The 14,677-nt window shown below is 34.7% G+C and carries 6 protein-coding genes; 5 read left to right on the top strand and 1 reads right to left on the bottom strand.

Translation table 11 applies throughout. The features are described 5' to 3' along the window. Window positions 1-497: 497 nt before the first annotated feature. Together QZU90_RS05975 and QZU90_RS05970 are read left to right on the top strand one after the other, a co-directional pair. Window positions 498-647, top strand: coding sequence for a hypothetical protein (locus tag QZU90_RS05975; protein ID WP_296856105.1), 150 nt, complete (start codon window positions 498-500; stop codon window positions 645-647). 187 nt (window positions 648-834) lie between these two features. Further along, complete coding sequence (locus QZU90_RS05970; RefSeq protein WP_296856103.1) at window positions 835-1,716, top strand: hypothetical protein; 882 nt, start codon at window positions 835-837, stop codon at window positions 1,714-1,716. Window positions 1,717-1,749: 33 nt separating this feature from the next. On the opposite strand, the gene QZU90_RS05965 is transcribed toward QZU90_RS05970, so the two are convergent. After that, window positions 1,750-2,325, bottom strand: coding sequence for a carboxypeptidase-like regulatory domain-containing protein (locus QZU90_RS05965; protein ID WP_296856101.1), 576 nt, complete (start codon window positions 2,323-2,325; stop codon window positions 1,750-1,752). An 880-nt stretch (window positions 2,326-3,205) separates the two neighbouring features. Here QZU90_RS05965 and QZU90_RS05960 point away from each other — a divergent pair. The 3 genes from QZU90_RS05960 to QZU90_RS05950 all read left to right on the top strand — a co-directional run bounded on the left by QZU90_RS05960 (window position 3,206) and on the right by QZU90_RS05950 (window position 14,661). Then, window positions 3,206-4,492, top strand: a complete 1,287-nt coding sequence (locus QZU90_RS05960; protein ID WP_296856099.1) for a hypothetical protein — start codon at window positions 3,206-3,208, stop codon at window positions 4,490-4,492. Beyond that, a complete protein-coding gene (locus tag QZU90_RS05955; protein ID WP_296856097.1) occupies window positions 4,470-11,597 on the top strand; it encodes a right-handed parallel beta-helix repeat-containing protein in 7,128 nt (2,375 codons plus the stop codon). Before QZU90_RS05960 ends, QZU90_RS05955 begins: the two co-directional genes overlap by 23 nt. A gap of 202 nt (window positions 11,598-11,799) precedes the next feature. Continuing rightward, a complete protein-coding gene (locus tag QZU90_RS05950; RefSeq protein WP_295608422.1) occupies window positions 11,800-14,661 on the top strand; it encodes a hypothetical protein in 2,862 nt (953 codons plus the stop codon). The last annotated feature ends 16 nt before the right edge of the window (window positions 14,662-14,677 follow it).

Below are 14,677 nucleotides of genomic sequence, written 5' to 3'. Positions count from 1 at the left end.
TTTCCTCATTAAATGTAAATATGCGGGAAGAATTGTTCTTCCTGTATATCAAACACGTTTTTTAAAATTGATTAAAAACTCCCTTAAAATCAATTCTTAACTCAATTAAGCATTTATAATCAAAATAAAAAACTTAATATACTAATTTTTACAAAATATCAATTGTAATAATAGTTACTATTATTAAAATAAAAGGGTTGGTTACAGTTATCCTTAGATGAGATTTGACTGATTCTCTAGGAACATATAATGATTATTAATGTCTTGGAATTGGAACATCGATTATCTTGAAGGGGTTTGATTGAAGGTTCCTCTTTTATTGGATCATTAATGCAAAAATTGTTATATCGGGGGTTGAATCAGTAGGTTATCTGATAAGGGTGATTTTCTTTGATTAGAAAATGTTAGTTCCTTTAAGCTAATATTGTAGGGGTTGGTTATCTTTTATTGATTTGCTTTTTTATTTTTAATTATTTTTTAATTCTGGAGATTTTACATTGAAGATTAGAAAAAATTCCTCTACCGATGAAAATAAAGAGGATAATGATTTTATTGATAGAACCAATCGTGCTTTAGAGCGTATGGACAAATCAGATAAGAAAGCTTTATCTAAAGAGGAGTTTCTAAAGGATTTAGAATCCTGGTAAATTTCTTAATTTAAAAATTGTTTTAATCTTGTTATAATATTATATCTCAATTATTTTTTACTATTTTTTATAAATATTTTATTAAACTTGTTATTTTTCAATTTAACTCTTATATTGACCTTATTTTTTAGAAAAAACTTATATACTTCTTTTAATAGAGTTTATTTCACTGTTAAAGAGGTGAATCATGTTAATAAGTCAGCATGAAGATAAGTCCTTTAAGATACTGATTGATTTTGCAATGCATGATTTTTTAAAAGGGATTGGAATTGATGAGGAGATAATAGTTCCACTTCCTACAGAGCTCATGGCCACCAATTGCATGAATCGCAGATTGGATTACTGTGGCCTGTCTAGAAATTATGAAATCATCAATGTTGAATTCCAATCAACTGTCTTAAGCGAAGAGGATGAGATTAGGATATTTGATTATGCATCATCCTTATTTGTAAAGTTCAAACTTCCAGTAAAAACCTTTATTATAAGTACAGTCGAAGATAAAAGACGTAAAATAGAAAAATGGCATCATAATGATGTGTTTACTATTTATATCATATCGTTAAAGGATAGGGACGGATTGAAAGCTTTAAATAGTATAAAATCAAAAATAAGGAACAAGGAAACCTTTAATGGTGAAGATATCGTTTCATTGATTTCAATTGTTTTCATGAAATCAGACTTTAATGAAAAGGAATTGTTGTTTGAAGTTGGAGATTTGACGAATAAGGCAAGATTCGAATCTGACTTTGTTAAAGATCAAGTAAAGTCCATTCTATTGATTTTAGGGAATAAATTCATAAAAGATAAAGAGGAATTAAAAAATTTTGGTGATATTATGATGGAGTCAAGTCATTTATTATCTTTTGTTAAAAGAACAAGTGGAGATTTAATAGAAGAAGGAAGAAAAGAAGGCAAATCTATAGGTATTGGTGAAGGAGTGGAATTAGGTAGAAAAGATGGAATTATTTCAGTAGCTAAAAGGATGTTGATGAGAGGTATGGATATTGATGTAATTTCCGAACTTACTGGCCTGTCAATAGAAGAGATAAATTCTTTAAAGGAAAAATAATTATTTAAAAAAAGAGTAAAGTACTGAATGAAATCAGTACCCATAAGTCAAGATGTTTCCATCTTCATCCACGATTCTAAAGTATCCGTCATCGTAGGTTATTCTATATGTTCCATCACCAAGGGCTTCTCTTGAAACCTCATGCTCTTTTGGATCCCAGCCGTCAATGACATCATCCACCTTATTGTCTGTTTTGTATTTGTCATTGTTGCTTGCGCTTGCTTTCTTCTTCACATAGATGTTTCCGCTAAGTGTAGCTTGCTTGTAGTTCTTGTTTCCATTATACTTAGCGCTTAATGTAAAGTTGTCTGCAATCAGGTCTTCTAATCTGCACTCTCCATTTTCATTTGTCTTGAGAGTGAAGTTTTCAGTGATTCCATTGCTTCCATGAGTGAGGTTTATCTCAATCCTTTGGCCTGCTATTGGAGTTTTGTTCTCATCTGAAAGCTTTAGTATCAGGCTGTCACCTTCAGTAAGGCTTTGGCTGCTTTCCATAGTGAGAATTGCAGTTTTTTCAGCACTTCCAAAAGGATGGGACAGTACAAACATTCCAATTGCAAGAATAATGATTATTGTAGCGCATATGTATATGATATCTTTTGTATTCATATTAACCCCCAAATTAATTTTTGATTTTAGTTAATTAATATTATTATTTTATTCTTATTTTATTCTTTTCTATTTTATAGGTGGATTTTTTTATTTTATTCTTTTCTATTTTATAGGTGGATTTTTTTATTTTTTTATTTTCTATTTTAGTGAGAGGGGATTTTTTTTATTTTATTCTTTTCTATTTATTGAGGAAGATTTCTCCATTCTTTCCCATTTTTAATCAATCGATTAATCATAAAATACTTAAATGACTTTTTATAAATCATATCTTGTGATATTTTCTAATATCTGAGATTAGAATACATATCACTTTAGTTATCAAATCATGTTAAGGGCAGCATTTTATGCTGCTCTTTAAAAAACTTTGATAAAATTTTTCAAATGTCTATTTTTATAAGCTTTTTTTCCACTTTTATTTAAATTTTTAGTGAATATTTTTCTTAAAAATATACAGTATATTTTATAATTTATAAAATTCATTTAACAAATTTTATATATAATTAATACTATATATATAAAACATAAAGTACATTGGATTATTTTTCAAATATACTTTATGTAAGGCACTGCTAAGAAATCTAGGATTTAAAAATTACCCTAAAACTATATAATTAAAAAAATTTATTAAAACTATTGAACTGAATTTATTAATTACAAATATTATTTTTCCTAAAAATATATGTTTTCAAAAGCTAAAATTTGTTTAACCAATCCTTATCTTTTAAAACTAAGTTTTAAGAATGCTCCTTAGGATATTCCCTTATATCCTTTCAAGGAATGTTTTAAAGCAATCAAAGTCTTTTTATTCATATATTTTAAAACACGAATCCTATTTTTCTTAGTCATTTCCTTATTTCGCATTTATTGAGGTGAAACTTTGAAAATGAAAAGAACTTTTCTTATTTTACTAGTGTTATTCTGCGTTGCAAGTATGGCAGTGTCATCTGTCTCTGCAGCAAGCGATGATATTGCAACTGATGTAGCTGCAATTGACGATAATGCTATAAATGAGGTTAGTCTCGAAACGGATGATTCTATATCTGATTCCATTCAGGTGGGTGTGGACGATTCCGATGATAAATCCTTAGAACCCGCTCCATTAAAGGACGGGGCATCAACCATTTACGTTTCAAAAACTGGTGATGATTCTAATGATGGATTAAGTGAAGAGAACGCTGTAGCAACTATTGCCAAAGGTTATGAACTTGCTGGTGATGGTTCTACAATAAATATTGGTGCAGGTACATATGAGCAATCCAGTTCAATTACTTTGGATAAATCAATTACCTTTAATGGTGCTGATGGCACTACAATCACAAGAACTGGAACTGCAAATGTATTTACCTATAGTGGAGATGATGCTAAAACATTCACATTAAACAATTTGATTTTCACTGCTCCTACAAAGCAAAACAACCCAATTATAAATATTGGTGGTGAAGGAGTATTGTTAATGAACAACTGTAAATTGACTGATGCAGTTCCTGGAAATGGTAATGGTGCAATTAAATTGTTTTATAATGCAAAAGCAACATTAGATGGCTGTGAATTCTATGGCCTTGTTGGTACCAGTTCTGGTGCTGCACCATATTTGGCAATTTTAGGTAACTCTGTAGTGGATGTTAAGAATTCAGTTTTCCATGATATTGCAATACCTGATGGATCATATTTAAGGTCTGTGATTTATGTAAATGCAGCTACTGCAACAGGGGTTGTTTCAAATTGTAAATTCTATAATATCAGTGGAAACACAATGGGTATCATAGAGAATAAGGCAGGACTTTTAACAGTGTCTAACTGCAGTTTTGAGGATAACGATTTCACTGCTTCAAACTGTAAAGGATTAATTTACATTTCTCAAACATCCGCTCAAGGAAACAGCATCATAACTGGAAATGCATTCCATGACAATGCTGCAGCATATGCAATTTGGATTTCAGCAGCTCCTACAACTGTAGAATACAATGCATTTGACTTAGCTGAAGGCCAATATGCTATCGGTAACAATAAGAATGCAGTTGTAAATGCAAACTACAACTTCTATGGTACCAATGACAACCCAAGTGCATTGCTCGACAATGTAACTGCTTCCAATTGGGTAATCATGTCCGCTAGTGCAAGTGCAGACACTGTAGCTACTGATGACTCAAGTAAAATTCACTAATGCAGATGATACCAAAGGTAGTTTAGCAAATGAAATTCTATACCAAGACAACAAGGCTATAGTTACCTACACTGGTATTGCAGAAGGTGCTGACACTATAACTGTCACTGCAGCAAGCGTATCAACTACCATTCCAATCACTGTAATTGGCGGATCTGCTCCTAGTGGAAATGTCATTTATGTAAAACCGGATGGAAATGATGAAAACGATGGATTAAGCGAATCCACTGCAGTCAAAACCATTGCAAAAGCAGTGGCTATCGTAAATGCAGCTGAAGGTGAGCAGTTTACAATCAACATTGCAAACGGTGAATACGCTGAAGGAATAATTAACCTTCCTACTGATAAGTCTATAGACTTTGTTGGACAAGAGAAAGGAAATGTAATCATAAGAAGCAATACCACTGCTAGTTCAGCATACATGTTTACAAAAATATCTGGTGCATCCAACTTCTTATTCAAGAATCTTGTATTGAAAGATTTCACATCCGGAGGAAGCTCCCTTGCTATCAGAATTGGTGGTAATGGTAATTTGGACATTGCAGATTGTAAATTTGAGAATATTTCCACAAAAGGAACCGTACAATTCTATTCCTCTGGTTCTGCAAATATTAAAAACACTACCTTTAAAGACATTAAGGTATCCTCTTCCGGTGGTTGGGGTGCTATTTACTTATCCGGTAGTTCAACTGGTCCATTAACTGTAATTGACAGTGTCATTGATGGTGTAACTTTAGGAATCACTGGGGAATATTCTTATTTCTCTGCTGCAATTTATAACTATGCTTCTGTTCCAACAGCTGTCTTAACTTTAAACAATGTAAACATCACAAATGTATATGGTGTTGCTGATTCTGTAATCAGATCCAATGGTATCGTAAATATTAACAATTCAAATATTTATGGAAACACAATTCTTAGAACTGGTTCAGATACCCATGGTTATGCTATAATTCAAACTGCTGGAGATAATGCTGTAATAAGCATTGAAAAAACTTCAATCTTTGATAATACTGTATATGCTTTGGTACAAGCTCAAAGAGGAATAACTAACATTAAATCCTCTGCATTTTATGACAATAAGGCAGTAAATGAAACAATTGGATTAAAGTTCATAAATGCTACAAGCGATTATGTCAAAACAGTTAACGCAAACTACAACTGGTGGGGATCTAATGACAACCCTAACGATGCAATGGCAGATGCTAGTGTAGACAATTGGGTTATCATGAATGTGGAACCTGCTAGTGCAGGAAACATTGAAATAGGCGATACTGTACCTATAACTGTTGACTTTAAACATTACACTGACGGAACTACCGTAAGCGAATTGGCAGATTCCATTCCTGAACTTAAGGTAACTGCAAGTGCTACTACAGGCAGTTTGGATAAGGCTGAAGCAATAACTGAAAACAATCAGGCAAGCTTTACATACACTGCTGCAGCTGCTGGTGAAGACACTGCAAACATCGCATCCGGTGCTGCAAATGTACCTATCGCTATTGTAGTGAATGCTCCAGTTGCTCCTCATGACGTTTATGTATCCAAAGATGGAAATGATGAAAACGATGGTAGTGAAGAATCTCCTGTAGCAACTATTGCAAAAGCTATTGAAATAGCTACTGGAGATGCTGGAACAGGCAAGATATTCGTCAATGCAGGCACATACACTGAAAATAATTTTGAAATAATCAAAAATCTTGAAATTATCGGTATCGGTGATGTGATCATTGACGGTAACAATGAAGCTAGAATCTTCACTGTCAATAGCACTACAGAAAACTTCACCCTTAGGAACATAGCCATTACAAAGGCTAACAGAAACTATGGGTCAGTAATTTACTCAACTGGTGCAAATATATTGTTGGACAATGTAACCTTATATGAAAACCAGGCTACTGGCGGATACTCTTCAGTATCTGTTATTTATGCAAATGGCGGAAGTTTGGAAATCGACAATTCCGTAATTGCTAACCACAGTGCTGATGGTATGATTTACATTTCAAGCGCAAGCTTGATAATCAACAATACAGTGTTTGACAACAACAATGCTAACTTAACTGATAGCGGTACTATGGGCTTTATATTTGCAACAGGCACTTCCAGTGTTACAATTGAGTCATCTAACTTTACCAATAACATTGATAGACAAGGTTTAATCTATGATTCAAGCAGAACCAATAATCTTGTAATCAAGGATTCATTATTTGACAATAATGTAGCAACTGTTGGTGCTGGTGGAGTGGTCCACTCAGACGGCAAGGTAAATATTGCAAACTCCGTATTCACCAATAACAAAGCAGGTAGAGAAGGTGGAGCAATTTTCCTTAGCAAAAATGCTGATGCAAATATCACTAAATCTGTATTCATAAACAACACTTGTGCAAATTACCAAACAGATTATAATGGGGATGCCATATCCTCAGCTGGTAAATTAACCATCAATTACTCAGTAATCTTAGCAAAAGAAGGCAGTTCAAAAGTTCTCCTATTCAATGCCAACGAAGATAACGCACCTAACGCTAATTATAACTGGTGGGGAACCAACAACAGTCCTGTAAGCTTAGTTGGTGCTGACTCCTACTATGACGATTGGGAAGAGGAAGATGTAGACTGCCCTATGCCTGATGTATCAAAATGGGTAATTATGGGTGTAAACAGCAACTTGACTGCTGAGAGCATTAACCTTGGTGATGAAGTGGAAATCACTGTCGACTTCAATCATTACACTGATGGAACCACAACAAGCGAATTGGTTGAAAGCATTCCTGAAGTGGATGTAAAGGCTACCGCTACCCTTGGCAGTTTGGATAAGGCTGAAGCTATCACTGAAAACGGTCAAGCTAAGTTTGTATACACTGGTGTGGCTGCTGGAGAAGACATTGTGAATGTCGAATCTGGAGCACAAACCGTTCCTATAGCTGTCAATGTAGTAAGCAATGCTTATGAAGGCATAATTTATGTATCCAAAGACGGTTCTGATTCCAATAATGGTGCAGAAGATGCTCCTGTAGCAACAATTGCAAAAGCAGTTGAACTTGCACAAGCAGGATCCGGTCAAATCATCATCAAGGAAGGTACCTATAATGAAAACAACATCACAATCAATAGCACTGGAGCAATGTCCATCACTGGTGAAGGAAATGTAGTGATTGATGGTACTGGATTAGAATCAAATTGCATTTTCACAGTTCTAAGCAGTGTAGTATCATTTGATAACATAGCATTTGCAAACAACAATGGTGGAAGATATGGTTCAGCCATTAAAGCTAGCGGTTCTCGCTCAGGTTTGTTATTAATAAATATAATCATTAATAACTGTAAATTTGATAATTTAGTAGCAAGCAGTCGTGGAGGAGCTATCTTTACAGAATACACCAAAGGTAATTTGATTATTAACAATTCCGTTTTCACCAACAACAATGGTGGAAGTTGGGGTGGAGCTTTAGGCATTACCTACTCAGCTTATGAAAACGGTCTTAACTTAAAAATCAACAATTCTAACTTTGTAAACAACGTTGCAAACAATGGTGGTGCAGGATACTTAATGGCTGAAAAGATTACAATAGAAAATTCCAATTTCACTGATAACTCAGCAATTAATGGTCCTGGTGTTTTAGAATTGTATAATTGTACTGCTACTATCAATAATTGTATATTAGTCAATAATAGTGCTAAATCACAAGGTACTGCTATAAAAATTGAATCAGTTACAAACCAACCTATAGCTACTTTAAACATTACCAATTCCATTATAGAAAACAATAAAGGAACAGAAGGTAAAGCACCAGCTATTTTCGTAGACAAAGCTACCTTATATGTTTCTTATTCTTCCATTGTAAATGAGCATAATCTTGAAACTAAAACTTCAACTGGTTATGATGCTATATATGGACAAGGTATTGCTATTGCAAACAACAACTGGTGGGGAACCAATGATCCAACAAGTCTAGTAAACGGTACCAACATTACCATTGACAAATGGGTAATAATGAATGTGGATGCAAACGCTACTGATGTTCTTCCTGGTGACGAAGTAAAAGTAACTGTTGACTTTAATCATGTAATGACCTCTGCTGGTGAAATTGAAGAATTGGCTGGTGGAGTTATTCCTAAGGAAGCATACACTGTAACATTTGCTGCAGAAAACGGTACTGTAATTCCTGAAACCTTAACAATCAATAATGGTGAAAGTGGAAATGCAGTATTCACTGCAAGTGATGCAAATGCAAAAGTAACTGCAACATGCGCTCAAGCAACTAAAGACATAGTCTTTGTTGGAGAAATTCCTGAACCTTACACTGGAATCGTTTATGTTTCTCCTGATGGATCTGACAGAAACAACGGTTCTGCAGAAGCTCCTGTAGCAAGCATTGCAAAAGCTATTCAAATAGCAACTGCTGAAACCGGATCCGGTCAAATCGTAATTAAGGAAGGAACCTACAAAGGTAACGGATATCAAATCACTAAAGACTTAACAATTACCGGTGAAGGCAATGTTGTAATTGACGGTGAAGGCCAAGGAAGATTATTCAATGTAAGTTCTGATGCAAGCAAATTCTCACTTATCAATGTGGTTCTCACTGGTGCAAACCATGGATACGGCGCAGCTGTATACTCCTTTGCAAAAGAAACAGTATTGGACAATGTAACTATTGTAAACAATCCTGGAGCTGGAGACTTAATCACTACCTACGGCAACTTAACTATTAAGGACAGTGAAGTTTCCGGCCATAATGGTGGAGATGTAATCCAAACTTCCGGCGATGCAACCATTATCATAAACAACACTCTATTCAAGGATAATGAAGTTACTGCATCCACTTCCGATTATGGTATCATATATGTCTCAAGCGGCAAAGCTAACGTAATTATAGAAAATTCCAAATTCTATAACAACAAGGCAAGACAAGGTATTGTAATAGGCAGTTCTGATGCTAACATCACTGTAAAAGGCTCTGAATTCATCAACAACACTAACACTGTATCCTACGGTGGAGCTATTCGTGCTTCCAACAAATTGGATGTAACCGAATCAGTATTCATCAACAACAATGCATACAGAGATGGTGGAGCTATTTACATAGGATTCCATGGAGATGCAACCATCACAAAATCCATGTTTGTAAACAACTCTGCTGGAACTAGTTATAATGGTGATGCAATCTACAACGGTAACAAGGCAACTGTAAACTACTGTATCTTACTCACCAACACTACTGGCAAACTCATCTTCAACGATGGAGAAGACAATGTCGTAAATGCCCAATACAACTGGTGGGGAACCAATGACAATCCTAAATCCTTAACAGGATCCGGTACCTACGAAGACGATTACGGATATGATGAAATCGATTGCGCTGAAGTGGATGTATCAAATTGGATTATCATGAATGTAGTTGCAGACACTTCCAATGTCCAAACCGGTGCTCAAGTTCCTATTGCTGTAGACTTCAACCACTATCTTGACAGCACTACTAATGAAATCAAAGAGCTTGACACCAAATTGGCACAGGAATTAACTGTAGATTTCGCATCAGAAACTGGCAGTTTAGATAAGACTGCTGTAGAAACCGTTGGCTTAGTGGCTCAATCCACTTACACTGCAGCAGAAGGTCAAAACAGCATTAGCGTGAAATCCTCTGATGCAAGTGTAGGCATTGAATTCAATGCTCTAACTCCTAAGGATACCATTTTATCTCTTGAGGATGAAATCACTGTCAACTTTGGTGAAGGTGTCTTGAATGTTAGCTTGACCAGTGAAGGTTCTCCTGTAGCAGGAAAAACAATCACTGTAAAGGTCAATGATGAAATTAACTTAACTGGAATCACTGATGAGTCAGGTATTGCAAGCATTGACTTAAGCTCTGTTCCTGTAGGAAGCTATAATGCAGAAATCAGCTTTGCTGGAGACAGTAATTATAATCCTGCAAGCGCAACTGTAAAAGTCAATGTTAAGGAAGCTCCAAAAACTTCAGAAGACCTTCAAAAACTCATTGATGAAACTCCTGAAGGAGGAGTATTGAACTTAAGCAATATGGAATTTGTTGACATTTCAGGAATCAATATCACTAAAGACATTGCTATTGTTGCTGACAATGTATCAATTGCAACTGCTGGTGATGGAAACCCTGTATTCAACATTGCATCCAATGTAAGCAATGTAAGCATCAGTGGTGTTGAATTCATTGCAAATAATGGTGATGTGCTTGTAAAAGCTACCTCTACAAATGGAACTGATGATTTATCCATTGTAAACCCAGCTATTGAGCTTACAAACAATACTGTAAGCCCTGCAAATGAAAATGTAGTGCCATCTTCAATTACATTATTCGAACTTGAATCAGAAAGGGCAGTTCTTGCTCCTTCCAACCCAATAAACATCAAGGACAATAATTTACCAGAAGGTGCTAAAGCATTTGACTTTGAAATAGCAGGATTAAATGATGGAAATGGAATCAACATTCCACAAGGCGGAAACATCAATACCAACGGCTCAAGTGGAGGAACAACTCCTAAGGTAGCTACAAGCATTGTAGCAAAAGCTATGAAAACCACTACTGTCAATACCAAGATTAACGGTAAGAAAGCTGGTAAGAACTACTCAATTACCTTAAAAGACAGTAAAGGAAATGTCTTAGCTGGAAAACAAGTATTGATTTCCTTCAACGGCAAGATCTACAAACGCACCACCAATGCTAAAGGTGTTGCAACCATTAAGATTGCACTTACTAAGAAAGGAACTTACCCAGTTGTAGTTTCATTCCTTGGAGATGAAAAATACAACGGAAGCTTTGTTGTAGCTAAAGTTAAAGTCAACCCACAAAAGGTCAAATTGACTGTAGCTAAGAAAACATACAAAAGAAGCAAGAAAACCAAATACTTGTACGCTACCCTTAAGGCTACTAACAAGAAAGCCATTAAAGGTAAAAAGCTTGTCTTCATTATCAATAAGAAGAAATACACTGCAAAAACCAATAAGAAAGGTGTTGCAAAAGTGAAAGTCAAGTTATCCAAGAGGAAAACTTACAAGTTCACTGTAAAATTCTTAGGAGACAATACCTTCAAGAAAATCAGCAAAAAAGGAAAAGTCAAAATAAAATAAACAATTGAAAAAGAATAGATAATGGTTTTTAAGCTATTTTATCTATTCTTATATTTTATTTTTTTTAACATGTAATTTTGAGAGTATGACAAGTTAATTAAATGATTAAGATTGAATTTTAAAATTTTAGTATTGAATGATGCTTGAATTTTAAAATTTAATTAGATATGAAAATTGTTAAATTCTTTAATGAGGTGTAAGTTTGAAATTAGATAAGAAATTTTTAATCCTATTATCACTTCTTTTCATGATAATTTTAGGATTCAATTCAGTCAGTGCAGCTGATTCGTCAGATGTCGTTGAAGATAGCAGCGCTGATTTGAGTTTAAGTTCCAGTTCTGATTTGGAGATTATTGACGATTCCCAATCAAGTTCTGAAATGATTAGTGATGAAAGCTTGTCTGAATCCAATGAAGTTTCAGATTCAAGTTCCAATAATGATGATTTGATTAAGGAGGGTTCAGATTCAAGTTCCAATAATGATGATTTGATTAAGGAAGGTTCAGATTCAATATATGTTTCCAAAGATGGAAATGATGACAATGACGGTTCCCAAGAAAATCCAGTCAATACTATAGAAAGGGCTATTCAATTGGCAGTGTCTGAAAATGGACCTCATAAGATTTCCGTTGGCGAAGGATCATATGTGGTTTTTGGCATTGACTTGGATGACACATATCTTACCATAGAAGGCGCTGGAATCGACAAGACAACCTTTGATGGTGTTGGATATACAGGTGGAATATTCTCCATTTACAATTCCAACTTGACTATAAGAAACCTGAAGATAATTGATGGTGTCAATACAGGGGCATCTGGAGGTGCATTTACAAATATGGGCAATTTGACCATAGAAAACCTTGATGTTTCAGGATGCATTGTAAAGAATGGAAATGGTGGAGTAATCTACTCTGTAGGGAATTTGAATATAGCCAATTCAAGTTTTACAAACAATCAGGTCATTCCTACAGACAGTGGAGGAAACGGTGGAGTTATCTATTGTGACGGCTATTATACTAGCTTATCCTATCCTCCAAGCTTGAACATTTCCGGATGTGAATTCATAAACAACACTGCAAAAGGAAACACCTTCGGTGGTGGAGCTATCTATATGCAGTATGTTGACGGATTCAAGTCAATTGAAAACACAGTATTCATAGGCAACAAGGCACTCTCTGGAGGAGCGATCTTTATGCAAAACACTGAGGGCAATTTCCCAATGAACAATGTCAGTTTCATTAAGAACGTTGCTACAGGAACAGTCTCAAATTATGGAGGCGGGGCAATTAACCTCATTGGAAAAACAGATGGCAGGGTAGGAAATGTCATCATTAGAAATAGCCAGTTTGTAAACAACAGCGCTATCAATACACGTGGAGGAGGAGCTATTCTTGATAGAAATGTTGACTTGAACATCAGCAACTCTTTCATCTTCAACAATAAGGATACTGAGAAAGGCATGGCAATCTATAAGGATACAACAGTTTACTATCCAAACGGCGGAAAAATCTATTTGGAAGACAATTGGTGGGGAACAAACAATCCTCAAAAGTTGGATAAGATCAACATTAACAGATGGGTTGTTATGGGCTTGTCTGTAGAGCTATTGGACAATCTTGAAGAAAATTTGGCAAATGATTATAATATAGCCAATTTCGATAAGAAATTAAATTACTATGACATCAAGGTTCTCTTAAACCATTATAATGATGGAAGCTTAATTGAAAACGCCAATTATTATCCATTTGAAAAGGAATTTAAGATTGCAAGCAATAATGGAGAATTGAATCAAACCAATGGATTATTGGAAAATAATATGGCCAGTGTCTTATTAAGCTCATCCTCAAAGGAAAATCTAATTAGTTTAAGAATAGACAATCAAAGCTTGGAATTCAATACAAATTCAATCATATCTAATATAAGTGCAGAAAAACTTCAAAAAATCATTGACAATGCAGAAGATGGCGACATAATCGATTTAAGCAATTGCAATTGTGAAAACATCTCAAATATAATCATAAACAAGAATTTGACAATAATCGGAAACAATGCAACAGCAATCAAATCTGCAGGCGGAAATCCAATATTTGTTGTTGATAAAAACAGTTTTGATGTGGATTCATTCGAAATTTCAAACATCAAGTTCATAGTGGATAATGGAGACACTATAGTTTTAGTCAATGCTAAGAATTCTACAAATCCATTGGAAATAGAGGTTCCAGCTATCAATATCAGTGGAATCGCTGTAGAAAAGATTAATGAGAATGTTGTTGGAGAGACCGTTGACTTGCTCATGATAAATTCTGAAAGGGGAATCTTGGCAACCAGCAATCCAATCAATATAGAAAATGTCTCTTCATTCGATGGACTTAAGCAATTTAAATTCAATGTCACTTCAATTGAGGGGGAATCTGGAATCAATATCCCTCAAGGTGGAAATATCAATATTAATGGTTCTAGTGGCGGGTCAACTGTTATGGTAGCTACAAGCATTGTAGCTAAAGCTATGAAAACCACTACTGTAAATACCAAAATCAATGGCAAGAAAGCAGGAAAAGCATTTTCAATTAGCTTAAAGGACAGCAAAGGAAATCTTTTAGCAAATAAAGCGGTATTGATTTCATTCAATGGCAAGATCTACAAACGCACTACAAATGCTAAAGGTGTAGCAAGCGTAAAAATCGCTCTAAGCAAGAAAGGAACCTATCCTGTTGTAGTTTCATTCCTTGGAGATGAAAAGTACAATGGTAGTTTTGCTGTAGCGAAAGTAAAGGTCAATCCACAGAAAGTCAAATTGACTATACCTAAGAAAACATACAAGAGAAGTAAAAAGATCAAATACTTGTATGCTACCCTTAAGGCCACAAATAAGAAGGCCATTAAGGGTAAAAAGCTCACTTTTACTGTAAATGGCAAAAAGTACACTGCAAAAACCAATAAGAAAGGGATTGCAAAAGTGAAAGTCAAGTTATCCAAAAGGAAAACCTACAAGTTTACAGTTAAATTTGCAGGAGACAATACATTTAAGAAAATCAGCAAAAAAGGAAAGGTTGTAATAAAATAGAATTTTGAAATTTTTT

The sequence above is a fragment of the uncultured Methanobrevibacter sp. genome, assembly GCF_902784195.1.
In the GTDB taxonomy this organism is placed as follows: domain Archaea; phylum Methanobacteriota; class Methanobacteria; order Methanobacteriales; family Methanobacteriaceae; genus Methanobrevibacter.
Note: the sequence above shows the minus strand (reverse complement) of the source record. Positions and strands in the feature narration are given on the sequence as shown.

Coding starts and splice junctions, on each gene's coding strand:
- QZU90_RS05970 (WP_296856103.1), top strand. CDS start 835: ATGTTAATAAGTCAGCATGAAGATAAGTCCTTTAAGATACTGATTGAT.
- QZU90_RS05965 (WP_296856101.1), bottom strand. CDS start 2,325: ATGAATACAAAAGATATCATATACATATGCGCTACAATAATCATTATT.
- QZU90_RS05955 (WP_296856097.1), top strand. CDS start 4,470: ATGACTCAAGTAAAATTCACTAATGCAGATGATACCAAAGGTAGTTTA.